Here is a 22,220-nt window from a genome sequence, read left to right on the forward strand (position 1 = left end):
GCTGTTGTGGAAATTATGATTTTTTTAGTGGACATTTGCTGTTGATGTGGTATACTTGATAGGTCGTATAAGTTATGCTCATATAAAACTTTACATTCTTGATGAGTGGGAGGGACCAACAATGCGCGTAAATGTTACACTTGCTTGCACAGAATGCGGTGAACGCAACTATATTTCTAAGAAAAACAAACGTAACAATCCAGAACGGATTGAAATGAAAAAATATTGCTCACGTGAAAAGAAACAAACTTTGCACCGTGAAACGAAATAATCGCTCAGGCCAAAACCTTCACCGGTTTTGGTTTTTTCATTTCAGAACGGGGGGATACTAAATGAGTAAAGAGATTTTAAGGAATCAAGTGTTAGTTACATTGAATAATATAAATCGTACTGAACATCTAAAAAAATCTTTGAAGATTACAGACAGGGTACTTGCAACAGATGAATTTCGAAGTGCGGATACAATCGGGGTAACGATTTCTCGTTACCCCGAAGTGGACACACGCCCGCTTATCGAAGCGGCTTGGGCAGCTGGTAAACGAATTGCTGTACCTAAATGCATCCATGCAACCCGGAAGATGGATTTTCGTCTTATTACATCATATGAAAGTTTGGAAACGGTCTATATGGGCCTTTTTGAGCCGATAACTGATCAAACACTGTCGGTTGAGAAAAACGAGATTGATTTGCAAATTGTACCTGGGCTAGTCTTTTCTGACGAAGGATATAGGATTGGTTTTGGTGGAGGATATTATGACCGCTACATGTCGGATTACAATGGTGCTACATTGTCGTTAGCATTTGTAGCTCAAACGAATCATAGGATACCTGTTGAAAGTCACGATATTCCTGTTAGCAAAATAGTTACAGATGAAAAAGAGATTATCTGTATATGAAAGACTATCTGGGTGTTCTCCAATTGCTGAAGCGTTTCGGGATTTATGTCTATACGGGGAATCGAAAAGATGACATTGATATGGTGCAATCAGAAGTGAAGGATCTTTATGACAATGGACTGCTAATGAAAGAAGACTATTTGAAAGCGGTGCTAATCTTGCGTAGTGAAATAGCAAAACTATGAGGATAGACCCAGTATCATCGTTCATTTGGACTTATTTTGGTAATTAGTGAAACTTTTCTTCAGCTACCCCGTCTATTATGTAGTAAGATTTAGTTCGAACGTTTTTTATGTGAATCTATTTTCGAAAGGAAGAGATGGAGTGAACAAAATAGTATGGTCAAAACATTCCGTACTCATAGTAGCAATAGTGGCGACTTGGTTGACAACATATTTCGGTTATCTTACAAGCTTCAATATGAAAATCGATAATATAATGCAGGAATTCATTCTTTTTCTGAATCCTCTTAGTTTCCTTTTATTTGTTTATGGTATTGCACTATTCATCAAGAGTACGAAAAGACGCAACATTTATATACTGACAATAAGTGTGATGACTTCAATTGTTATGTTTAGTAATGCAGTTTTCTATAGATTTTTCAATGATTTTATTACCTTGCCAGTCTTGTTCCAAACGAGTAACTTCGGAGATCTTTCATCTTCAGTTACTGCTAATCTAATGGTCACGGACATATTCTTTTTCACAGATGTGTTCATAATCTTTTTGGCAATCAAATTTATACCTAAGACTGATCGGGTGGAACAATCAAATAAAATTGGACGTAAACTTTACTTCGTAATGACTGCTGCAGTTATAATGGTAAACCTTGGTCTAGCCGAAATGGAAAGACCGCAACTATTAACTCGCAGTTTTGATAGAGAACTTCTTGTGAAAAATATCGGAACATATAATTACCATATTTACGATTTGTTCATTCAATCCAAATCCCATGCTCAACGTGCGCTTGCGGATGGCAGTGAACTAGTAGAAGTAGGTAACTATATTAATGCGAATTACGCTGCTCCAGATCCTGAGATGTACGGAGTTGCAAAAGGTCGTAATATTATTGCAATCTCGCTTGAATCCTTGCAGTCGTTTGTCATTAATGAGGAAATGGATGGACATGTCATTACGCCATTTTTGAATGAATTAACGAAGGATCCGGATACATTCTATTTCTCTGATTTTTATCACAATACTGGTCTAGGAAAGACATCGGATTCAGAGTTTATCATTGAAAACTCACTGTACCCGAGAAATGGTAGTGCTGTATTTTTCACGCATAGTGGAAACACTTACCAATCGATGGCGGCTCAGCTAGGTGAAAATGGCTACTTCACGAATGTAATGCACGCAAATAACCGAAGTTTCTGGAACCGCGATATCATGTACGGTGCTCTCGGTATCGATAAGTTTTATGATCTTGAAAGTTATACAGTCGGAGAAGGAGAAGCGGTCAACTGGGGCATGAAAGATATCCCGTTCATTGACCAATCGGTAGAGTTGATGAAAGAAATGCCGCAGCCTTTTTATTCAAGGCTGATTACATTGACAAACCATCATCCATTTGACTTGGATGAAGAAGATAAGCTTATTCCTGAATATACATCAAATTCAAATACGTTGAATAAATATTTCCAAACGGTACGCTATATGGATGAGGCAATAAAAGTTCTTTTCGAAGACTTGAAAGCAAGCGGTTTGTATGACAACTCGATTATTGTTATGTACGGAGACCATTATGGTATATCCGAGAATCATAACAAGGCAATGGGCATGTATTTAGACAAGGAAATTACCCCTTATGATAATGCGAAATTACAGAGGGTTCCATTGTACATTCACATTCCTGGCTACGGTAAAGGGAAGACAATGGATGAAGTATCGGGACAAATCGACTTGAAACCTACTCTCCTACATTTAATGGGGCTTGAAACAAAAGACGATATGTACCTTGGTTCAGACATATTCTCGCCTGATCATGAACCGTTTACTATTTTCCGTGATGGCCGTTTTGTAACTGATAAAAATGTTTACGCGCAAGAGGTCTGTTATGATAGTAAAACTGGTGAAGAAACTGATATGGCTGAATGTGAGCCGTTTATCGAACGTGCTGCCACTGAGCTAAATTATTCCGATATGATCATTAATGGAGATTTACTTAGATTCAAGGAAGAACAGGAACAATCACCGAAATTAAACAGTAAAAGTAAAGAATGATAAGGTTCTGCACGGAACTTTCCGTGCAGCCTTTTTTTTAAGATAAAGTATAAGTTTTTTAACAGGGACAATGTTAAGCTCCAGGCGCTCTGGCTATAAGTCAAGCCAGCTAGGAAGAAGGATTGAACTGTGCATCCTTCCCGGGCAAAAGAACGCCGGTCCGTCTTATGCCTGTCGTATCTGGAACGGGACCTTGCGCTTTACTCAGTTTAAATACAGAAAGGGGGAGGCGCGGTGAGAAAAAGAATATTCATCTTTTGTGTAACAGTCATGTTACTAATGGGCTGTTCAAAGAAGACGAATGAAATTATCGATGGACCAACTGCCGTTGAACAACCAGGGAATAACGAACTGATTAAAGAGGAAGTAACTAAAACGTTAGTTGCTGATCCATCAAAGTTCCATTTCGTTGCGGACTGGTTAACCGAGTCAAAAGTTATCTATGTCGAAAAGGTAAATGGGCATTATCAAGTGAATAGTTTTGATTTTGAATCAGGTCAGACAGACACGTTATATGAGGATGAATCTATAATCATCGACCTCCTCATTCATCCTTCAAAAAAATATCTATTATTACATACTAGTGATAATGCTGCATCTGCAACAATTAAAATCGTGACTATGGATGGTGCGGTACAAGATGAAGTTATAGTTGCTTCAACAGAGTTGGCGATTGAATGGAACGATACTGACCCCTCCCTTATTCTTCTCACGGCTTTTCATCAAGATTGGACTTTTGATTTATTTATTTATAACGGGAAAGTAGAGAGTTTGGACCTGCTTGCGATTGAAGATCCATTCCCGAAATGGCTAGGTGAGGATAAAATTGCTGTAGGATATGTCGAAGGCCACGTACTTGATGGTGGAGAGATACATACATATGAACCACTTACTAAAAAGTGGGGACAGCTAGATGTTAGCGGTGTTGTTTACTTTGATACATATGAAGATACGCTACTCGTTGTGCGAATAAATGGAGACAAGGATGCGCACTACACCATCATGGGACAGGATGGGATGATTAGCTCGGAATGGACGATGCCCGTCATTAGTAATTATTCAGAGTGGGTAATACCTGATGTTGAATGGGGTTCAAGTGAAACCGTGTTCATACCCGCTCCTGACGAGGGGGGGCAACTCGATGAACTCCTATCACCATATCGACTTATTCGCGTTATAGAAGGACGTCAAGACGTTGTAGCCGATGATATCACGGCGGGTGTTCTTCGATGTTCACCGTCGGGGCAAAAGTGTTTAACTGGTTACTCTGCGGAAAAATTGATTGATATAAAAAAGAAAACGCAGACGACGTGGTTAACGCTTCCTGAGTAAAAATAAAACAAGCTTAGATGAGGCAAGTAGCAAGCTGCTGGATCTAGCTGTGAAATCAACTGCTAATTGTTACTCACAGCTCAAGACTTTATTAACTTTAAGGAAACAAAAAAACATCCTTTGTGTATAAATACACAAAGGATGTTTTTGGTTGTCCAAATTTAGACTTACACTTTCTCGATTATAGAGTTGGTGGGAATCCTTGGAAAACAAGTGTAGCAATTGTGAAGCCTCCAAAAACGACTGCAGCTCCAAGATTGAACAAAATACTTAAAACGTTACGTTCTTTGAATGCTTGGACCGTACCGACCACCGCTAAAATTGCAATGAGTCCAAAAATAATCATCAATAAGTTCATAGGGAAGACACTCCTTTCAATAGGAACTTCTGCTAAAACCGCTCACAATCTGTTGTGAGCAATACAGAAGTCAGCACATACTGTGCAAGTCCGATTTAGCGCTATTCCTCTTCTATTGTACTGTTTGCAATCAAATTTGTCGAGGGATATTAGTGACGATTGTTTGAAATCGTATTTCACATTGCGTAATATAAGTTGCAGGAGGTGCCGACCATGTTGAAAGTTAATACATATCCGCTCGGACCAATCCAGACAAACTGTTACATCATCAGTGACGAATTAGGGAATTGTCTAATCATGGATCCGGGTGAAGAAAGTGGACGTATTATTAATAAAGTGAAAAGTAAAGAGTTGACTCCTGTCGCGATTTTATTGACACATGCGCATTTTGATCATATTGGGGCGGTTGACAGCATAAGGGACCGTTATACTATCCCGGTCTATATCCATGAAGAGGAGCAAGACTGGCTGTCTGATCCGAGATTAAACGGTTCTGCCAAGTATCAAGGATTACCTGACGTCCGCATTAGAAAAGCCGATAAGCTTATCAGCGATGAGGGAATGATGACTGTGGGCCCGTTCGAGTTTGAAGTGAGGCATACGCCCGGTCATTCTCCGGGGAGTGTTTCGTATATCTTCGGACCATCTCGTTTTGCCATTGTTGGCGATACACTTTTCCAACAGGGAGTCGGAAGGACAGATCTACCGGGGGGGAATACAGGGGTTTTGCTGACATCTATCCATGATAAGTTGCTTTCCCTAGATGATGATTTTATCATCTATCCAGGTCATGGACCGTCTACAACTCCAGAAGAGGAAAAAGATTCGAATCCATTTTTGAATGGATTTTGACCAATATAAGTATAGAAAAACAAAAAAACAGCCAATAAAAAAAGGCTGTTTTTTTGTATGTACTTTTCTTTTAGTGGCCAGCGCCTGGTACGTGTATAAACGTTGTGTAGTAGCTGAATCCGACCATAAATATCATCAGATATGCTCCAAATAAGTACATGTACATCCGCTCTGTTAGGTTCAAATATCCAAGTAGCAGGAAGAACCCAGTGTTCGCAACAAAAAGAAGTGCGGCTGGCAGCATGTCTCCCATATAAAACATAACTGCGAATATGCCTGTCCAGAAGCCCATCAACTTGAACATGTTATCCATGTGTGCGTCCCTCCTTAATAAAACATTACAATAAGCTCCCATTCATTATAAGGGATAACGACAGCAGATGTAAACTCCAATCGTTCTTTCATTGTGACAAACACGTGTATAAGGGTGATTGTCACGAAAAATGATATTTGCTGTCGAAAAGTGGGGTGAATTTCAAGTATCGCCCTCTTTCTAGGGATACACAATTCGACTTTGAGGGAAAGTATTCCAATGCATATGTGTAAGTCGTATACTGTGCCCAAGGATGAATTGCGGTTTATCCGACCGGGTTGGATTGAACTTCACCCAACCCAAAAGAAAGAGGGGTGTTCAATGATTAAGAATGATAACGTCGTAGAACAGAAAAGTTTTCGACTATTAGAGAAAGCAATTAAGTACGAAGCGACTGACATTCACCTTGTTCCTATGAAAGAAGGATATGATGTGTCGTTCAAAAAAGATTCAAGGCTGAACCGGTCCGGTATTCTTCCCCCACAGTTGGCGGGCCGCATGATTTCATTTTACAAATTCCTATCCTCACTCGACATTAGCGATAAGCGTAAACCCCAAAGTGGTTCTTTTCATAAACAGATACAAGGTGAGAATTATTCTTTCCGAGTTTCGACAATCCCTTCGATAATGAAAGAAAGTGTTGTTATACGATTGCAAAGGCATGACCAAATCGTTTCAATCGATGAATTATGCATTGAAAAAGAGTGGGCCGATAAATTACGCCAGGCTGTATCAGGGCCGCAAGGGTTAATTATACTGACCGGGCCGACCGGATGTGGAAAAACGACCACTATATACTCTTTAACAGCTCATTGCGTCAATCATCTAGAACGGCATGTAATCACATTGGAAGATCCTGTTGAAAATAATCATTCACATCTGCTTCAAATTCAAGTAAACGAACGGTCCGGTATGACGTACTCGGCAGGTCTAAAGGCGATATTACGCCATTCACCAGATGTCATCATGATTGGAGAAATACGTGATAGTGAAACGGCAAAAATTGCAATTCAAGCCGCCTTGACTGGACATTTAGTACTGACATCCGTGCACTCTAAAGATCCAGCAGGCTGTTTTTATAGGATGATGGATTTTGGTATTTCTGCCGAAGAATTAAGACAAACCATTGTCTGTATTTCAGCGCAGCGTCTCATTCGCAGTGCTTCCGGAAAAAGGGGAGCGGTATTTGAAATTATTCAAGGAGACACGCTTAATCGAATGACGGACACCATCATGAAAGGTGAAAGAGTAATTGTTCCTGAGGAACATAAAGTGGAGTCGCTTTTTCAGAAATATAACAGGCCAAGTGTGGTGCAAGATGGATAAATCAAAAAAACGATTGTTATTTCACAAAAAAGAAAAATTCCAAAATCGACCGGTATTTCTAGAAAGACTTTCTGTGTTATTAACTGAGGGATACACATTTCATGATGCAGTTACTTTGTTAGTACCACATCATTTGAAAGATTATAATCCTGTGCTGGAAGCAATGAATAAAGATTTTAAGGAAGGGTTCGGTGTCACTCATATCCTTGCTAGTTTTGGGTTCTCATCCGGAACGCTTCTTCCTATCGCGATTGCTGAAGTGGACGGGCGAGTCGCGCAGGCTTTGAGGGGCATGGCTGTTCGTATGAGAAAAGCAGAAGAAAAAAGGAAGAAGTTAAAAAATCTACTTATTTATCCTGTGGTTCTTTTTATTCTGATTGCCGCATTGCTTATGGCCTTCCGAAGGTACTTTTTACCTAACATGGAAGCGTTAGCGATATCTCGAAAAGGTCAAGGGGGGGGATTTGTTTCGTCATTACCCTCGCTTGTGACGAGAATCCCCGATTTCATCATAAGTATGGTGTTAGTCTCTGCATTACTAACGGTATTATGCACCATTATCTACAAAAAGTTTGCGCCTGCAACAAAAATTCGCGTATTAATGTCCATCCCTGTCGCTAGTACATTCTTTTCGATAGTAAAGACTCGCGACTTTTCTAGTGAAATTGGGGGATTGCTTCAGTCGGGCCTTTCCTTGCAAAATGCTTTGGATGTATTAATTGATCAAAATTTGGATCTAGTGTTAAGTGAAATTACGAAAAATGTCAAAGAGCAGGTAGTTTTTGGAGATTCATTCCACACCGCGATCAGTAGGACAGAAGGATTGATGGACCAACTGGCTGCATTCGCCAAGCATGGTGAAGACAGCGGTTATCTACCGAAAGAACTTCAGATTTACAGCGAACATCTAAGTGAAGCGATTGATGAGAAGCTAGCGAAGGCATTGGCGCTACTTCAGCCAGTTTTATTTAGTATCATTGCAATCTGTATTTTGGCAGCATATCTCGCTTTACTTTTACCGGTTTACGGAATGATGGATAAATTATGAGGGGGAGAATTTGATGAAATTTATTCATAATGAAAAAGCGTTCACGCTAATTGAAATGATGATCGTTCTCTTGATTATTTCGGTTCTCATTCTCATTGCAATCCCGAATGTCACAAAGCATTCTAAGTCAATTGATGAAAAGGGGTGTGATGCTTATATGCAAATGGTTCAAGGACAAATTGAGGCGTTTAAAATGGATGAAAAACATCTGCCGACCTCGCTTGCAGAAATGACTGAAAAGGAATATCTGCCCGAAAATGCCCAGTGCCCTGATGGAACGCAATTGTCAATTGATGGAGATGGGAAAGTGGATAAGGTGGGGGGATCCGCCAGTTTTGGAGCAGACTAAGGAAAGTGGATTCACGTTCCTTGAAATGGTTCTAGTATTAGCTGTTCTGTCAATTATAACAGCAATCATTTTGCCTATTGGTGACAAATGGATACAAGCTGAATCTGAGGATGACGCGCTTCAAGCATTTATAGCTACTGTCTATAATTTACAAGCTTATTCGATGGCAAACTATGTAGCAACAGGATTGCAATTCAAGGATTCGGGAACTGAATATATCACATCTTATTTGGTGGACGGGGAAGTGAAAGTTGAAGTTGCACGAAACGTTTTTCCTAAAGGGATGCGTTTGGCAGGCACGAGCCAATTGAAGGCGATTGAATTTCGTGGAAATGGAGATATCCTGAAGTCTGGTACAATGGCATTCTTAACGAGTTCCGGAATTATCGAAATACGATTTCAATTTCAGCGTGGAAGGATGATTATCTATGAATGAAGGGGGATACTCATGGCCGGAAGCGGTACTTACATTGACGATTGTGATTGTAATATTTGGGACACTACTTCCATTTGCTTCAATAGTGACCTCAAAGTTACAAATAAAGAAGGCGCATATGTATGCGGCGGAAACTACTCATCAAGGGGCTATTTATTTTAGAGCGTATGGTTTGATGGAGGGTGTCCGTCAAGTTGATGGAGTGGATTATAATTGGACTATTAACGGACAATCCGTTTGTGTGTCTTATGAGATAGTCGAGAAGGTGTTCAATAAATGCGTTCATTCGTGAAGAAACCAAATGAACAGGGCTATACATTTTTAGAAAGTATCTTTCAACTAATCATCATGACCATTTTCATTCATCTATTCTTATTATTTTTCTTCTGGAAAGGCTCGATAGAACAACACTATACAGATTACTCATCAACTGAATGGGAATTATTCTCGGCCGATTTACAATACCTTCTATCTGACGTCAACGAAATCCGATTGGTTAACGGCGGAAGTGCAATCCGGCTTAAGAACAATCGGGGGCTGATTGATATTGAACAAAGCGGAACAGTTATCCGGAAGCGAGTAGACACAACTGGGCATATTCCTTTAGTTACAGGAGTAAAGGCAGTCACGTTTACATTTGATGGCATAACTATAACTGCTAATGTGACAATGTTGAATGATTCCATTAAAGTAAGGGGTTTTGCGGTTGGATTATATCCGAAATGAACATGGAGCCATGCTTGCGGCCGCAATTATTTTATTATTTTTCGTTAGTCTCTTTCTTTTCTCCCTCGTTTCATGGCATGATAGTATTCAAAGAAGTTATGATTCGCTTGAAACGTATTATGAAAACGAAACGGTGAGAACAATGAAACGGAACGGATAAAACTATTCGTTCTGCCAAGTGGGTGATGACATGAAAAAAGTGTATTTGATTGGCTATATGGGATGTGGGAAGAGTGCGATCGGTAAACGACTCAGCTTTGCGACGAAAATGCCATATTATGATATGGATACTGAAATCGTGAGGATGACTGGTTTGACGATCCCCCAAATATTTGAAATGTATGGTGAAGAACGTTTTCGTGAAATGGAAACGGAGTTCCTTCGCACGTTCCGTGATGAATTTTGTATCATTGCGACAGGTGGTGGTGTGGCGATGCGTAAAGAAAATAGGGAGATTATGCGGGAAACAGGTCTTGTCTTTTTTCTGAATGCTCCGTTTCGTGACATATGGCGACGGATTTCCACGGACCGAAACCGTCCGATTGTACAAAGATCGACACGCTCCGACCTTGAACAGTTGTTTAATAATCGAAAACCTCAATATCTACATGGTGCACATTTTAAAGTCGAAACGGAAAATCGATCTTTGCGTGACATTGTGGATTATATCGCATTCCAAATAGGAAGACTTAAAGGGGAAATATAAATGAAGACGAAAATAAACCACCGATTATCGTTTTCTTATTCCTTTAATTGGACGAAAATTTAATTAATGGCCAAAAAGACGAACGATTTATAGTTAATATCTATTTTAGTTCGTTAAAACGACTGTCAATTAAAAAGTATTGCGCTTTTAAAAATGAAATGTTAAGATATAAGGCGAAAGGGCATTAGTTGTCCGAATCTTAGTTATCTTTATTTCAATTGAATAACGCGAATGATTGTATGGGGAGAGCACGCAATGGCGTCGCCGAAGGAGCAAGTAACTTATTGTTATGAATCTCTCAGGTAACAAGACTCATACATGACGCATCTCTGGAGAGCGCCGGTTAAGCTGGTCACCAACGAGGAAAGCCGCAAGGTCAAACTTTCAGGTACAAGGACAGAGGTTTCCTAATTAGGGGACCTCTGTCTTTTTTTATCAAATTTTTAAGGGGGAATAGAACTTGTCAGAGTCATTGAAACGCACGGTTCTTTTTGACAGTTACGCTGAATACGGCGGTAAAACGATTGATTTTGGTGGTTGGGAATTACCTGTTCAGTTTTCAAGCATTAAAGCTGAACACGAAGCTGTACGGACAAAAGCAGGCCTTTTTGATGTTTCGCACATGGGTGAAGTGCTTGTTACAGGAGAAGGCGCATTATCATATTTGCAAAAGATGGTTACGAACGATGTGTCGAAACTTAAAGACGGACAAGCTCAATACACGGCTATGTGTTATGAAAGTGGCGGGACTGTGGATGATCTTTTAATCTACAAACGTGGGGATAATAATTACCTTTTGGTAGTCAATGCTTCAAATATCGACAAAGATCTTGAGTGGATGAATAGCCATACTACGGACGATGTCAAAATTGAGGACGCATCATCTTCTTACGCACTGCTTGCATTGCAAGGACCTATTGCGCAAGAAGTACTTCAAAAATTGACGGATGAGCCTTTAGCAGACATTAAGTTTTTCCGTTTCAAAGAAAATGTTGACATTTCCGGACACCAAGTTCTTGTTTCGCGTACTGGATACACGGGAGAAGATGGATTCGAAATTTACGGCTCTCCTGAAGCAATTGTCGCATTATGGAGTGTTATTCTGAAAGCGGGCGCAAGTGAAGGTGTTGTACCAGCAGGTCTTGGTGCACGTGATACACTACGTTTTGAGGCTGGTTTACCACTATATGGACAAGAACTATCAAAAGATATTTCACCACTTGAAACGGGCCTTGGCTTCGTTGTGAAGTTGAATAAAGAAGAGGATTTCTTTGGTAAAGAAGTTCTAGCTTCCCAAAAAGAAAATGGTGTGCCGCGTAAACTTGTCGGCGTGGAAATGATCGACAAAGGAATTCCGCGTACAGGTTATAAAGTATTCCTTGGCGAAGAACAAATTGGTGAAGTAACAACGGGTACACAATCACCGACACTTAAAAAGAACATTGGTTTTGCACTTCTAAACAGTGAACACACTGCTGAAGGAACTGAAATTGAAGTCGAAATTCGTGCTAAGCGTTTGAAAGCAGTAATTATCGCTACACCATTTTATAAACGCTAATCATATACCATCTATGAAAAGGGGTTAAGAGGACATGCAGCATCGTTATATTCCAATGACTGAAACCGATCGCGATGAAATGATGAAAACAATCGGAATTACTTCCGTAGATGAACTTTTTGAAGATATTCCTGAAAAGGTTAGATTTAAAGGCGAGTACAATATTAAAAAAGCGAAATCCGAGTCTTCTTTGACAAAAGAACTTTCAAAACTTGCAGCGAAAAATGCGGATGCGCGTACATATGCATCATTCCTTGGCGCAGGTGTCTATGATCATTACAAGCCGATCATTGTCGACCATGTCATTTCACGATCCGAGTTCTATACGGCTTATACACCTTACCAACCGGAAATCTCGCAAGGTGAATTGCAGGCTATCTTTGAATTCCAGACAATGATCTGTGAACTGACAGGTATGGATCTTGCAAACTCATCTATGTATGACGGCGGAACGGCTCTTGCAGAAGCGGGTACGCTTGCATCAGGTCATACACGCCGTAAAAAACTTCTTATTTCTGAAACAGTTAACCCTGAATCGCGTGATGTTGTACTTTCTTATGCGTCTGGGCAGTATATCGAAGTGGTCACAATTCCACAAAAAGATGGCGTAACTGATATGGCTAAGCTAGAAGAAATGATGGATGAGGATACAGCTGCTGTCCTTGTACAATACCCAAATTTCTTTGGTCAAATCGAAGACATTCAAAAAATTGGTGAAATTGCACATGCTAAAGGCGGACTGTTCGTTGTTTCATCAAATCCGCTTGCACTTGGCATATTAACACCACCAGGGAAGCTTGGTGCCGACATTACAGTTGGTGATGCACAACCATTCGGTATTCCTGAATCATTTGGCGGACCACATTGTGGTTATTTTGCGGTGACGAAAAAGTTGATGCGTAAAGTTCCAGGTCGTCTTGTTGGAGAAACAACTGATGATGAAGGCCGTCGTGGCTACGTGTTGACACTTCAAGCACGTGAACAACATATCCGCCGTGATAAAGCGACGTCTAATATCTGTTCAAATCAAGCGTTGAACGCACTTGCTGCTTCTGTAGCGATGACTGCGCTCGGTAAAATAGGCGCACAAGAAATCGCCTACCAGAACATTGTTAAAACACGCTATGCGAAAGAAACCTTTGAAAAAGCTGGCTTCGACGTTAAATTTAGTGGATCACATTTCAACGAAATCGTCGTTGATTGCAAACGGTCTGTAAAAGAAGTAAATGCAAACCTATTTACAAAAGGGATTATCGGTGGTTATGACTTAGGCCTGACGTATCCTGAATTTGCTAACCATGCACTAATCGCCGTTACAGAACAGCGTACGAAAGAAGAAATCGATGCACTTGTGCAGGAAATGGAGGCCCTTCATGCATAAAGATAACCAAGCGTTAATTTTTGAACTTACGAGAGAAGGCCGGATAGGTTATAGTCTTCCTGAACTAGATGTACCTGAACTTGACCTTTCCAATCTATTGCCAAAGGGATTTGTACGCGAGGAAGCTGCTGAACTTCCGGAAGTTTCTGAACTTGACATTATGCGTCATTATACTGCACTTTCCAATCGTAACCACGGTATCGATTCAGGATTTTATCCACTTGGATCATGTACGATGAAATATAATCCGAAAATCAACGAATCCGTTGCACGTTATCCTGGATTCGCGAATATTCATCCATTGCAAGAAGAGTCGACTGTTCAAGGTGCGCTAGAGGTTTTATATGACCTGCAAGAGCATCTTGTAGAAATTACAGGAATGGATGAAGTGACACTACAACCTGCAGCAGGAGCGCACGGCGAGTGGACAGCTTTGATGATGATTCGGGCTTTCCATGAAGCAAACGGCGACTTCAAACGTACGAAAGTACTTGTTCCCGATTCTGCACACGGTACAAACCCAGCATCAGCTACAGTTGCTGGGTTCGATACGATCACAGTAAAATCAGGTGAAGATGGTCTTGTTGATCTTGAGGACTTGAAAAAGCATGTCGGAGATGACACGGCGGCACTAATGCTGACGAATCCGAATACACTTGGTCTTTTTGAAGAAGAAATTCTTGAAATGGCTGAAATCGTTCATGCTGCTGGCGGAAAACTTTATTATGACGGCGCAAACTTGAATGCGGTTATGTCTAAAGCACGCCCTGGCGATATGGGCTTCGATGCTGTTCACTTAAACTTGCACAAAACATTCACAGGACCACATGGTGGCGGTGGACCAGGTTCAGGTCCGGTTGGTGTGAAGAAGGATCTTATTCCATTCCTGCCGAAACCAGTCCTTGTGAAAAAAGATGAAGTTTACACATTTGAATACAATTTACCACAATCGATTGGACGTGTTAAACCGTTCTACGGTAACTTCGGTATCTATCTGCGGGCATACACGTATATTCGTTCAATGGGGCCAGATGGCCTGAAAGCTGTTACGGAATATGCCGTATTGAATGCGAACTACATGATGCGCAGATTGGAGCCACATTTCGATTTGCCATATAACCGTCATTGTAAACATGAATTTGTTCTGTCGGGTCGCCGTCAGAAGAAACTTGGCGTGCGTACGCTAGATATGGCGAAGCGACTGCTTGACTTTGGCTATCACCCGCCTACAATTTACTTCCCACTTAACGTTGAGGAAGGCATGATGATTGAGCCTACAGAAACAGAATCGAAAGAAACACTCGATGCATTCTGTGATGCACTTATTCAAATTGCGAAAGAAGTGGAAGAAAACCCAGAAATCGTACAAAACGCACCGCATACAACTGTTATCAATCGTCTTGATGAAACGAAAGCGGCACGTTTCCCTGTACTTCGTTATACAAAAGCATAAGTTTGTAATTAGTCGCTAGTGCAAGAGCAAAGCATGCAGAGAAAGCAATTTATTTCTCTGCATGCTTTTTTGTCATTTTTAGGAGTAACTTTGAATGGAGAAGGATATGATCACATTGGAACAATTTTTGTTTGAATTATCTTTATATCCCGAGGGTAATGCTGAATTGGTACTGTAATAATTAGTGGAGGTTAGGTAACGTAGCTTGGTTCGTTAGGAAAAAGAGAAATCAATTATAAATCCATTGGTTTCTCTTTTTGACCGATCATATTCAATTCGCATTATGGAAGTGATTTTACTTTTCTTTACTACATATAATTAAAGAAAAGGAGTGGGGAAAATAAAACAGTCAAAAAGGACTTTATTTGTACTGTGTATTGTAGGCGTTTTTCTAGTAGTTTACGGATCAGCCATCGTCTTACGACTTCTATTAGGGAATTTTTTATTAGATGGTGGACTAACCAATCTGAATTACTTATTACTAACTCTTTTATGTGTGGTGCCATTTCTATTATATTTATTGATCAGCAAGAATTATTGTGAAAAAGTTACGGAAGTAATTTTGATAAGCGGGCTCTTCTTTTTGATTTTTTTCATTTACTCTAACTTTATGCTTGTGTTTTCTATGACTGAACAATCACAAGCGATTGCAGTCAGATTATTGATGATTTATCCCACGTTAGCACTAATATTAGTAGTTGTTTTACATTTTACTCAAGGTAGTAATGTAGGAAGTAAGAATTTAATTGAACGTTAATGTGCTTTCTTTTTAACGTTGGAAATCTTATTCATCATCATAGCTTTCTTCGAAATCAGAGTAAGAAACTCTAAATAAAAAGATGATATTTCGTTCGAATACGAACGGAATATCATCTTTTTAAATTCAAATAAACTTACACACTTACGAACGTTTTCCAATGAAGGAAGAAGTTTCTGTTTTATTTACTTTTCACTTTACCTGTCCATTGACGAAAACCGCCTTGCAGGTGAAACAGTTGTTGATAGTCTTTTTTCTTTAAGAATAATGCGCTACGTGCACTTTTTCCGCCATTTTGATCGTACAAATAAACGGGCTTGTCCGAACGGATCTCTTTAAACCGTTGACGGAACTGAGAATAAGGGATATTGCGCGCTCCTAAAATATGACCGGCATCATAATCTTTTGCCTCACGTACATCAATCAGTTGTGCTTTCCGATACCCTTCGATAAATTGCTCCTGCGTCAAGTTTGTAACGGCTTTACGCAGACGTAGCATCGTCACAACGAAATAAATGATTACGATGAGAGCGACGGCTCCTAAAAATATATAATTCAAAACAACTTTCCCCTTTCTCTCTACCTTTTCATTATAAAGATTGAACAGCACTTGTTCAATGGGCAAGCTCTTTTTTGATGTCGGTTAAAAAGCCATTATGATCAAAAGTTTGAACTTTTACTGGTTAATCCCTCCTTTTATAATTCGGATTTCGGTCATGTGGTGCTATAGCAGGTAGTAAAAGTGGTAAGATACCTTTTCACTAGAAGAGAACGAAGTGACTAAGGGACTTAGTTGTCCTTCAACTTAGCTAGTAAATAACCTAATATATAACCATAAATAATATGCCCAGCCATCCAGTATGAAAAAGAAGGAAAACTCCTGAAGTCAGGTGTTTTGTCTGAAAAGGTTGTTGTAGGAAAAAGGGCGATACCGATAATGAGACAGACAGTAGTAGCCGTAACTATAATTTGCTTTCGGGAAGATATCTTTAGGTGAACAAACAACAGATACAAACAAATTGCTAAAGCGATTGAGACGAGTAGGTGAAAACCTGCTTCAATTAGTTCTGGAAAAGCGAACTTGTTGATATAAGGAATATAATCGACGTTTAATAACAGTGTGTAAACTGTTAAGTGAGTAATTAATTCAACGCCTTTCAAAAATGTTGCTAAAACTAAACCGGAGAGTAATCCGTATAAAATAGCGTTTTTCAATCCTGTCTTTGTTAAAATCATGCCATCACTCCTTTTAAATTTTTCCATGTACGCAAACCGTGTTTAGCTTCTTAATTAGTGAGGCAAACTACAATAATGTTGAAAAAAGGGAGTAGATCATTATGAATGCAAAAAAAACAGCACTGAAAATCCTAAAAGAAAGCTTCGTGGGTACGATGGCGACTATTCAACAGAATAAGCCCCATACAAGATACATGACGTTTTTCAGTGATGAATTTATACTATACACCGCAACATCGAAAAAAACGCAGAAAGTGGATGAACTTGAAAAAAATCCATATACGCACATATTAATCGGTTACGATGGAAAAGGTATTGGAGATGACTATCTAGAAATTGAAGGAACTGTCACTATTTCAGACGATGAAAGCTTTAAAGAGAAGGTTTGGAATAAGCATATGGCATCATGGTTTAGTGGTCCAGAAGATCCGAATCTCATCATTTTGAAAGTTTTACCCGATTCAATACGCTTAATGAATAACAATGGTGAAGAACCGCAAATGATTGAATTATGAATAGAGGGTGCCGGCTAAACAAGCCGGTGCCCTATTTTTGATCACTAGGATTGCCCCCAAAAAAATTCTTAGTTGCATAGTCGATTGCACTCGTGCCCCTAAGGTGAATATCGGTGTGCTCATTTTTTAGGGCTAATTTTTCGTTTTATTTATAATAAATTGGAATCCTTTTTAAAGGAAATAGTTGTTTACGCTCTGACTATTCAAAGGGGAAAAGGTTACGGGATAGGGTTTAAATCTGCAATATGCATATAGAAACAGTATTATGGAAGAAGTGTTACAGTCCGAACAAGCTAAATTATGACTATCGATGCTGTCGGTTGATCCGTAAACATATCCTAAATAGAGAAACAAGTTAGACTAGATTAGTCTTCCTCATAGGATATAGGACTTGTAAAATTGTATGAAACGAAGTGTAAGCCGATTTATGTTATATTACTATATAAAAAGAATGGATGTGAGACAATGTTTTTAGCTTGGAATGAAATTAAAAAGAATAAATTGCGATTTACATTAATTATAGGAATATTAATGCTCGTTTCATATTTAGTATTCTTTCTATCAGGTCTCGCAAATGGCTTGGAAAATATGAATCGAGAATCCGTCGACAAATGGGAAGCGACATCAATCATTTTGACTGAGGAATCAGACAAAAGTATGAATCAATCATCTCTTAAACTGGCTGATGTGGATAATATCGATACCAAGGAAATTGCTGTAATTGGTCAAATAAATGCTATCGCAGGAAATGGAGATCAGAAGAGCAACGTCTCTATTTTTGGGATAAATAAAGATGAATTCATCATGCCAAAGGTTACGGAAGGAGAAGTATTTGCAGGCAATAACGAAGTGGTCGCGAGTGATGCATTAAAGGAAGACGGATTTAAAGTAGGCGATGAATTGCAACTATCTTCCTCCGATGAAGTTTTAACAATTGTCGGATTCACAGACAAAGCGCGATTTAATGCAGCTCCAGTACTTTATAGTGACCTTACCACTTTCCAACGGGTCAAGTTTGGAGAAGCGGCTGAGGCGAATAAGGAAAGCATAAATGGAATTGTTGTCCGAACTGGGGATACTTCAGGTCTCATTCGGGATGATTCACTCGAAGCTATTGAGATTGAAACTTTCATACGGAGTTTACCAGGTTATACAGAACAGAATTTGACGTTGAATTTCATGATCTATTTCTTGTTTGTTATTTCGGCAGTCATCGTAGCAATTTTCTTGTACGTATTGACAGTCCAGAAGATAAGTATGTTTGGTGTTATGAAAGCACAAGGCATCTCGAATAGGTATCTATCTCGCTCAGTCGTTGCACAGACATTCCTATTGTCGGCAATTGGTGTAGCCATAGGTTTTGGATTCGCGTTAATTACGGGAGCATTTTTACCAAGTGCGGTGCCTGTTGCATTTGACCTTGTAACTATGCTCATCTATGGACTGATTCTGATTGCCGTTGCGATATTGGGCGCATTGTTCTCGGTCCTTACAATTGTGCGAATCGATCCATTGAAAGCGATAGGAGGATAAATGATGGCAGTTTTAGAATTAATTCAAGTGAAAAAAACATTTGGCAGCGGTCATAAACAAGTTGAAGCAATGAAGGCAACAGACTTCATTGCAGAAAGAGGAGAACTTATCGCAATTATCGGTCCTTCGGGTTCGGGCAAAAGCACATTCCTTACGATTGTGGGTGGGCTTCTTACGCCTACTTCAGGAGATGTAATAATTAACGATAAGAATCTTGCGGATTTAAATGAAAAGGAACGGTCAAAAATTCGGCTGAAGGAAATTGGATTCATATTACAGGCGTCTAATCTTGTCCCATTCCTAACCGTTGCAAATCAATTAAAACTGTTGGATCAAGTGAAAAAAGACAATATGACAAAAAAACAACTCGAAGAACTCTATGAAGACTTGGGAATTGGCGACTTGCGTTCTAAATATCCAGCTGATTTGTCCGGTGGTGAACGTCAGCGAGTGGCAATTGCCAAAGCACTTTATAGTAATCCATCTATTATTTTAGCTGATGAACCAACGGCTTCCCTAGACTCAGATCGTGCCTATGAAGTGATGGAACTGTTGAAAAATGAAACTAAGAATAAGAACACTACGACTATTGTGGTCACGCATGATACCCGTTTAGTTGGCTATTGTGACAAGGTATATAACATGACGGATGGTGTTTTGATCTTAGATGATGAAAATAGATAGCTTAAGTGTTGATGGGAATGTTAAAATGATAGTCGTTGTGAAGGGGGAATTCGGATGGGGAAAAAGGTTTGGCACTTCATTAATTCAGGGAAATGCCGCGCTTCGTTCAACATGGCGCTCGACGAAGCATTGCTGGAATGGCATAGTAAAGGGGAAATTGGTCCAGTGCTTCGATTTTATGAATGGGAGCCGGCGACACTGTCGATTGGTTATTTTCAAAGTGTTGAAAAAGAAATAAATTTGGATGAAGTGAAAAAACATGGTCTTGGTTTCGTCAGGCGACCTACTGGAGGAAGAGGCGTTCTCCATGAACATGAACTTACATACAGCGTAATTGTCAGTGAAAGTTATCCGAATATGCCTGAAACGGTTACGGAAGCATACCGCGTTATCTCGGGTGGGGTGCTTGAAGGGTTCCGTAATCTTGGGCTGGATGCAACATTTTCAGTGCCACAAACGGCGCAACAGAGCGATGATTTAAAAAAACCAAAAAGCGCCGTGTGTTTTGATGCGCCTAGTTGGTATGAACTGGTTGTTGAAGGAAAGAAAGTGGCTGGCAGTGCGCAGACGAGACAGAAAGGTGTCATTTTGCAACACGGTGCGATACTTCTAAGTCTGGATGTGGATAAGCTCGTTTCCCTTTTTACATTCAAGTCAGAAGTGCAGCGTGAACAAATGCGTACAAGCTTGCCTGAGAAAGCGGTGGCGATCGATCGATTGGTTGACCGTCCAGTGACCGTTAGCGAATGTGCGGACGCGTTTTCAAAAGGATTTGAATTAGCGCTCGATATGGAACTGGAACCTATGGAATTAACAGAGCAACAGCTCCAATATGTCTTTGAAATTGAACGTACTAAATATGCAAATGACGACTGGACATTTAAGAAATAATACCTAATTAAATGAAAAAGCGGAAGTAGCCATAATCGGCAGCTTCCGCTTTTCTTAAGTTACAGGAACAGTTTCTGTTTCAGAATCGCTCTTCGTTACAACTTCCATAGCCACAGCGCCATGCTCTTCAATCTCTAACAATCTTTCGAATGAAGCAATTGCAACTTCTACTTGCTTGTCGTCCGGATCTTTTGTCGTCAATAACTGAAGCCACAATCCAGGATAACCTAAATATTTCAGTACTGGAACGTTACGAAGGGAGTTTGTTAATTGTAAAACCTCGAAAGAAATACCAAGCACAACCGGAATAAGAAGAATCCGGTTCACAATGCGTAACCAAAATGGGTCGGTCGGCACGAGGAAGTAGACAAACATCCCAACAATTACAGTGAATAGCATGAAACTACTGCCGCAACGGAAATGAAGTCTTGACTGTGCCTGAACATTTTCGACTGTCATGGGCAATTTATTTTCATATGCGTTGATTACTTTATGCTCAGCCCCGTGATATTGGAATACCCGTTTAATAAGGGGAGTCATCGAGATGAGGGAAACATACGTCAGTAGCAAAATAAGTTTGAACAAACTTTCAAGTAAAATTTGGGCAGTTTTCCCTGGAGCAAAAAACTGCAATGCTTGTGCAAGAAAAACTGGGATAAGTGTGAAAATAAATTTCCCGAAAAGCAGAGATAATACTCCGACCGCAGCGACACCAAGAACCATCGCTAATTTTGAAGTCTCTTCTTCCTTTTCTATTTCTTCTCCCGGCATTACATCGTACCGTTCGCTTGAAAATGTTAAATGCCGCGATCCGACGCCAGCGGATTCGATTAATGCAACTATCCCCCGAACAAATGGGATTTTTTTCAGTTTCATCCGAACACTATTCTTTTCTTTAGGCAGATGGAAGTAATCGATTGTATCGTCCTTCCGTCTAATTGCCGCCACAGTATGATTTTTACCGCCGAACATTACCCCTTCGACAAGTGCTTGTCCCCCGTAAGCGGGAGGTTGTTGTTCTTTTCCCATACATTTACCCACGCTTTCTTTTATATCAACTAAATCCTATAATTCATTATACTAAAAAACAGCCATACACTCCACAATGATGTTTAAAATGTTCTGAACCTCCCGACACTTTGTACAGGAGGGATTTTCATGATTAATAAAACATTAATATGGACCGCGTTAATTGGCGCCTTTTTCACCACAATAGCACTTAAATTTTTGCAGTCATTTAATTTTATAAGCTGGTCGCCTGTTGGCTGGGCAAAAAAGTGGCAGTTGTTCGCTTCGGCACATTTCACAATTAAGTGGGCTTTGCTTTTTGTAGCGCTAGTATTGTTATATATTATTGTTTATTTTGCGGTTTCATTCACAACGTCAATTCCTCCATCTATTACTGCCTTAATCATCGGAATTATCGTTGTTTTTGCAGTCGAATGGACGATTGGCTCACCGAAAACGCCTTTAGAAGCTATAAAATCCATATCACTCCCATATTTTGCCGTTATGGCTATAGTTTTCAGGTTTATTACTGGTACGGCCGTTTTTATGAAGAAACTTTCGGATGAAAGTGTAAAATGAGTTGCTACAAAAGAACGATATGATAAAATGGGATAGACAACGGTGAGGGGAATGGTGTGG

At 39.8% G+C, this 22,220-nt stretch carries 27 protein-coding genes and 1 riboswitch; of the genes, 22 read left to right on the forward strand and 5 right to left on the reverse strand.

Annotated features, from left to right (window positions below):
• Positions 1–121: 121 nt before the first annotated feature.
• The 5 genes from rpmG to MKZ26_RS01595 all read left to right on the forward strand — a co-directional run bounded on the left by rpmG (position 122) and on the right by MKZ26_RS01595 (position 4,451).
• Positions 122–271 carry a 50S ribosomal protein L33 gene (gene rpmG, locus MKZ26_RS01575; protein ID WP_067210194.1) on the forward strand — a complete coding sequence of 50 codons (150 nt, stop codon included), beginning with the start codon at positions 122–124 and terminating at the stop codon, positions 269–271.
• 61 nt (positions 272–332) lie between these two features.
• On the forward strand, positions 333–896 hold the full coding sequence (locus tag MKZ26_RS01580; protein ID WP_340764004.1) for a 5-formyltetrahydrofolate cyclo-ligase: 564 nt from the start codon (positions 333–335) through the stop codon (positions 894–896).
• The gene (locus MKZ26_RS01585; RefSeq protein ID WP_338656436.1) at positions 893–1,081 is read left to right on the forward strand and encodes a YqgQ family protein; all 189 of its coding nucleotides are present in this window, start codon (positions 893–895) and stop codon (positions 1,079–1,081) included. Before MKZ26_RS01580 ends, MKZ26_RS01585 begins: the two co-directional genes overlap by 4 nt.
• A 139-nt stretch (positions 1,082–1,220) precedes the next feature.
• Positions 1,221–3,119 (forward strand): LTA synthase family protein, encoded by a 1,899-nt coding sequence (locus MKZ26_RS01590; RefSeq protein ID WP_067210186.1) that lies wholly within the window; start codon positions 1,221–1,223, stop codon positions 3,117–3,119.
• 234 nt (positions 3,120–3,353) lie between these two features.
• The gene (locus MKZ26_RS01595) at positions 3,354–4,451 is read left to right on the forward strand and encodes a YqgU-like beta propeller domain-containing protein (RefSeq protein ID WP_340764005.1); all 1,098 of its coding nucleotides are present in this window, start codon (positions 3,354–3,356) and stop codon (positions 4,449–4,451) included.
• A gap of 181 nt (positions 4,452–4,632) precedes the next feature.
• On the opposite strand, the gene MKZ26_RS01600 is transcribed toward MKZ26_RS01595, so the two are convergent.
• Complete coding sequence (locus MKZ26_RS01600; RefSeq protein ID WP_082786602.1) at positions 4,633–4,809, reverse strand: DUF2759 family protein; 177 nt, start codon at positions 4,807–4,809, stop codon at positions 4,633–4,635.
• Positions 4,810–5,022: 213 nt separating this feature from the next.
• Here MKZ26_RS01600 and MKZ26_RS01605 point away from each other — a divergent pair, with 213 nt between their 5' ends.
• Positions 5,023–5,661 carry an MBL fold metallo-hydrolase gene (locus tag MKZ26_RS01605; protein WP_340764007.1) on the forward strand — a complete coding sequence of 213 codons (639 nt, stop codon included), beginning with the start codon at positions 5,023–5,025 and terminating at the stop codon, positions 5,659–5,661.
• Positions 5,662–5,731: 70 nt separating this feature from the next.
• On the opposite strand, the gene MKZ26_RS01610 is transcribed toward MKZ26_RS01605, so the two are convergent.
• Positions 5,732–5,974, reverse strand: a complete 243-nt coding sequence (locus MKZ26_RS01610) for a DUF2626 domain-containing protein (protein ID WP_067210178.1) — start codon at positions 5,972–5,974, stop codon at positions 5,732–5,734.
• A 321-nt stretch (positions 5,975–6,295) separates the two neighbouring features.
• Between MKZ26_RS01610 and comGA the strand changes: the two genes are divergently transcribed.
• The 11 genes from comGA to gcvPB all read left to right on the forward strand — a co-directional run bounded on the left by comGA (position 6,296) and on the right by gcvPB (position 14,957).
• Positions 6,296–7,300 carry a competence type IV pilus ATPase ComGA gene (gene comGA, locus MKZ26_RS01615; protein WP_340764008.1) on the forward strand — a complete coding sequence of 335 codons (1,005 nt, stop codon included), beginning with the start codon at positions 6,296–6,298 and terminating at the stop codon, positions 7,298–7,300.
• The gene (gene comGB / locus MKZ26_RS01620) at positions 7,293–8,348 is read left to right on the forward strand and encodes a competence type IV pilus assembly protein ComGB (RefSeq protein WP_340764010.1); all 1,056 of its coding nucleotides are present in this window, start codon (positions 7,293–7,295) and stop codon (positions 8,346–8,348) included. The genes comGA and comGB overlap by 8 nt, the downstream gene beginning before the upstream one ends.
• Positions 8,349–8,361: 13 nt before the next feature.
• On the forward strand, positions 8,362–8,697 hold the full coding sequence (comGC, locus tag MKZ26_RS01625; protein ID WP_340764011.1) for a competence type IV pilus major pilin ComGC: 336 nt from the start codon (positions 8,362–8,364) through the stop codon (positions 8,695–8,697).
• Positions 8,684–9,133 (forward strand): prepilin-type N-terminal cleavage/methylation domain-containing protein, encoded by a 450-nt coding sequence (locus MKZ26_RS01630; protein WP_340764014.1) that lies wholly within the window; start codon positions 8,684–8,686, stop codon positions 9,131–9,133. The genes comGC and MKZ26_RS01630 overlap by 14 nt, the downstream gene beginning before the upstream one ends.
• Positions 9,126–9,425: a hypothetical protein gene (locus MKZ26_RS01635; RefSeq protein ID WP_340764015.1), complete on the forward strand. Its 300-nt coding sequence runs from the start codon at positions 9,126–9,128 to the stop codon at positions 9,423–9,425. Before MKZ26_RS01630 ends, MKZ26_RS01635 begins: the two co-directional genes overlap by 8 nt.
• Entirely contained in the window at positions 9,410–9,859 is a 450-nt protein-coding gene (gene comGF, locus MKZ26_RS01640; protein WP_340764016.1) for a competence type IV pilus minor pilin ComGF, read from the forward strand. Before MKZ26_RS01635 ends, comGF begins: the two co-directional genes overlap by 16 nt.
• Positions 9,840–10,019, forward strand: coding sequence for a hypothetical protein (locus MKZ26_RS01645; RefSeq protein ID WP_340764017.1), 180 nt, complete (start codon positions 9,840–9,842; stop codon positions 10,017–10,019). The genes comGF and MKZ26_RS01645 overlap by 20 nt, the downstream gene beginning before the upstream one ends.
• A gap of 30 nt (positions 10,020–10,049) precedes the next feature.
• Positions 10,050–10,565, forward strand: a complete 516-nt coding sequence (locus tag MKZ26_RS01650; protein WP_187045006.1) for a shikimate kinase — start codon at positions 10,050–10,052, stop codon at positions 10,563–10,565.
• Positions 10,566–10,796: 231 nt separating this feature from the next.
• A riboswitch (glycine riboswitch) is annotated at positions 10,797–10,889 on the forward strand.
• A 136-nt stretch (positions 10,890–11,025) separates the two neighbouring features.
• Positions 11,026–12,123: a glycine cleavage system aminomethyltransferase GcvT gene (gcvT, locus tag MKZ26_RS01655; protein ID WP_340764018.1), complete on the forward strand. Its 1,098-nt coding sequence runs from the start codon at positions 11,026–11,028 to the stop codon at positions 12,121–12,123.
• A 34-nt stretch (positions 12,124–12,157) separates the two neighbouring features.
• The gene (gene gcvPA / locus MKZ26_RS01660) at positions 12,158–13,504 is read left to right on the forward strand and encodes an aminomethyl-transferring glycine dehydrogenase subunit GcvPA (RefSeq protein WP_187045005.1); all 1,347 of its coding nucleotides are present in this window, start codon (positions 12,158–12,160) and stop codon (positions 13,502–13,504) included.
• Complete coding sequence (gene gcvPB, locus MKZ26_RS01665) at positions 13,497–14,957, forward strand: aminomethyl-transferring glycine dehydrogenase subunit GcvPB (RefSeq protein WP_340764020.1); 1,461 nt, start codon at positions 13,497–13,499, stop codon at positions 14,955–14,957. Before gcvPA ends, gcvPB begins: the two co-directional genes overlap by 8 nt.
• A 938-nt stretch (positions 14,958–15,895) precedes the next feature.
• Here gcvPB and MKZ26_RS01670 read toward each other — a convergent pair.
• Positions 15,896–16,213, reverse strand: coding sequence for a rhodanese-like domain-containing protein (locus tag MKZ26_RS01670; RefSeq protein ID WP_445683446.1), 318 nt, complete (start codon positions 16,211–16,213; stop codon positions 15,896–15,898).
• Between the two features lie 290 nt (positions 16,214–16,503).
• Positions 16,504–16,950, reverse strand: a complete 447-nt coding sequence (locus tag MKZ26_RS01675; protein ID WP_340764023.1) for a hypothetical protein — start codon at positions 16,948–16,950, stop codon at positions 16,504–16,506.
• 101 nt (positions 16,951–17,051) lie between these two features.
• On the opposite strand from MKZ26_RS01675, the gene MKZ26_RS01680 reads away from it, so the two are divergent.
• From MKZ26_RS01680 to MKZ26_RS01695, 4 genes are all read left to right on the forward strand, one after another.
• Positions 17,052–17,465, forward strand: coding sequence for a pyridoxamine 5'-phosphate oxidase family protein (locus tag MKZ26_RS01680; protein WP_187045004.1), 414 nt, complete (start codon positions 17,052–17,054; stop codon positions 17,463–17,465).
• A gap of 465 nt (positions 17,466–17,930) precedes the next feature.
• Positions 17,931–18,998: an ABC transporter permease gene (locus MKZ26_RS01685; RefSeq protein WP_340764024.1), complete on the forward strand. Its 1,068-nt coding sequence runs from the start codon at positions 17,931–17,933 to the stop codon at positions 18,996–18,998.
• A 3-nt stretch (positions 18,999–19,001) separates the two neighbouring features.
• Positions 19,002–19,682: an ABC transporter ATP-binding protein gene (locus MKZ26_RS01690; RefSeq protein WP_067209928.1), complete on the forward strand. Its 681-nt coding sequence runs from the start codon at positions 19,002–19,004 to the stop codon at positions 19,680–19,682.
• 54 nt (positions 19,683–19,736) lie between these two features.
• Entirely contained in the window at positions 19,737–20,573 is an 837-nt protein-coding gene (locus MKZ26_RS01695; RefSeq protein ID WP_067209926.1) for a lipoate--protein ligase family protein, read from the forward strand.
• A 54-nt stretch (positions 20,574–20,627) separates the two neighbouring features.
• Here the strand turns inward: MKZ26_RS01695 and MKZ26_RS01700 are convergent, their stop codons facing one another.
• Positions 20,628–21,602 (reverse strand): DUF1385 domain-containing protein, encoded by a 975-nt coding sequence (locus tag MKZ26_RS01700; RefSeq protein ID WP_340764025.1) that lies wholly within the window; start codon positions 21,600–21,602, stop codon positions 20,628–20,630.
• A 129-nt stretch (positions 21,603–21,731) separates the two neighbouring features.
• Here MKZ26_RS01700 and MKZ26_RS01705 point away from each other — a divergent pair, with 129 nt between their 5' ends.
• Complete coding sequence (locus MKZ26_RS01705; RefSeq protein WP_187045001.1) at positions 21,732–22,160, forward strand: hypothetical protein; 429 nt, start codon at positions 21,732–21,734, stop codon at positions 22,158–22,160.
• Positions 22,161–22,220 lie beyond the last annotated feature (60 nt).

The sequence above is a fragment of the Sporosarcina sp. FSL K6-6792 genome, assembly GCF_038004885.1.
Lineage (GTDB): Bacteria > Bacillota > Bacilli > Bacillales_A > Planococcaceae > Sporosarcina > Sporosarcina psychrophila.

Bases quoted from the DNA above. Each gene is read 5' to 3' on its own strand.
- rpmG (WP_067210194.1), top strand. From the start codon at position 122: ATGCGCGTAAATGTTACACTTGCTTGCACAGAATGCGGTGAACGCAAC.
- MKZ26_RS01580 (WP_340764004.1), top strand. From the start codon at position 333: ATGAGTAAAGAGATTTTAAGGAATCAAGTGTTAGTTACATTGAATAAT.
- MKZ26_RS01585 (WP_338656436.1), top strand. From the start codon at position 893: ATGAAAGACTATCTGGGTGTTCTCCAATTGCTGAAGCGTTTCGGGATT.
- MKZ26_RS01600 (WP_082786602.1), bottom strand. From the start codon at position 4,809: ATGAACTTATTGATGATTATTTTTGGACTCATTGCAATTTTAGCGGTG.
- MKZ26_RS01605 (WP_340764007.1), top strand. From the start codon at position 5,023: ATGTTGAAAGTTAATACATATCCGCTCGGACCAATCCAGACAAACTGT.
- MKZ26_RS01610 (WP_067210178.1), bottom strand. From the start codon at position 5,974: ATGGATAACATGTTCAAGTTGATGGGCTTCTGGACAGGCATATTCGCA.
- comGA (WP_340764008.1), top strand. From the start codon at position 6,296: ATGATTAAGAATGATAACGTCGTAGAACAGAAAAGTTTTCGACTATTA.
- comGB (WP_340764010.1), top strand. From the start codon at position 7,293: ATGGATAAATCAAAAAAACGATTGTTATTTCACAAAAAAGAAAAATTC.
- comGC (WP_340764011.1), top strand. From the start codon at position 8,362: ATGAAATTTATTCATAATGAAAAAGCGTTCACGCTAATTGAAATGATG.
- MKZ26_RS01635 (WP_340764015.1), top strand. From the start codon at position 9,126: ATGAATGAAGGGGGATACTCATGGCCGGAAGCGGTACTTACATTGACG.
- comGF (WP_340764016.1), top strand. From the start codon at position 9,410: ATGCGTTCATTCGTGAAGAAACCAAATGAACAGGGCTATACATTTTTA.
- MKZ26_RS01650 (WP_187045006.1), top strand. From the start codon at position 10,050: ATGAAAAAAGTGTATTTGATTGGCTATATGGGATGTGGGAAGAGTGCG.
- gcvPA (WP_187045005.1), top strand. From the start codon at position 12,158: ATGCAGCATCGTTATATTCCAATGACTGAAACCGATCGCGATGAAATG.
- gcvPB (WP_340764020.1), top strand. From the start codon at position 13,497: ATGCATAAAGATAACCAAGCGTTAATTTTTGAACTTACGAGAGAAGGC.
- MKZ26_RS01670 (WP_445683446.1), bottom strand. From the start codon at position 16,213: ATGCTACGTCTGCGTAAAGCCGTTACAAACTTGACGCAGGAGCAATTT.
- MKZ26_RS01675 (WP_340764023.1), bottom strand. From the start codon at position 16,950: ATGATTTTAACAAAGACAGGATTGAAAAACGCTATTTTATACGGATTA.
- MKZ26_RS01680 (WP_187045004.1), top strand. From the start codon at position 17,052: ATGAATGCAAAAAAAACAGCACTGAAAATCCTAAAAGAAAGCTTCGTG.
- MKZ26_RS01685 (WP_340764024.1), top strand. From the start codon at position 17,931: ATGTTTTTAGCTTGGAATGAAATTAAAAAGAATAAATTGCGATTTACA.
- MKZ26_RS01690 (WP_067209928.1), top strand. From the start codon at position 19,002: ATGGCAGTTTTAGAATTAATTCAAGTGAAAAAAACATTTGGCAGCGGT.
- MKZ26_RS01695 (WP_067209926.1), top strand. From the start codon at position 19,737: ATGGGGAAAAAGGTTTGGCACTTCATTAATTCAGGGAAATGCCGCGCT.
- MKZ26_RS01700 (WP_340764025.1), bottom strand. From the start codon at position 21,602: ATGGGAAAAGAACAACAACCTCCCGCTTACGGGGGACAAGCACTTGTC.
- MKZ26_RS01705 (WP_187045001.1), top strand. From the start codon at position 21,732: ATGATTAATAAAACATTAATATGGACCGCGTTAATTGGCGCCTTTTTC.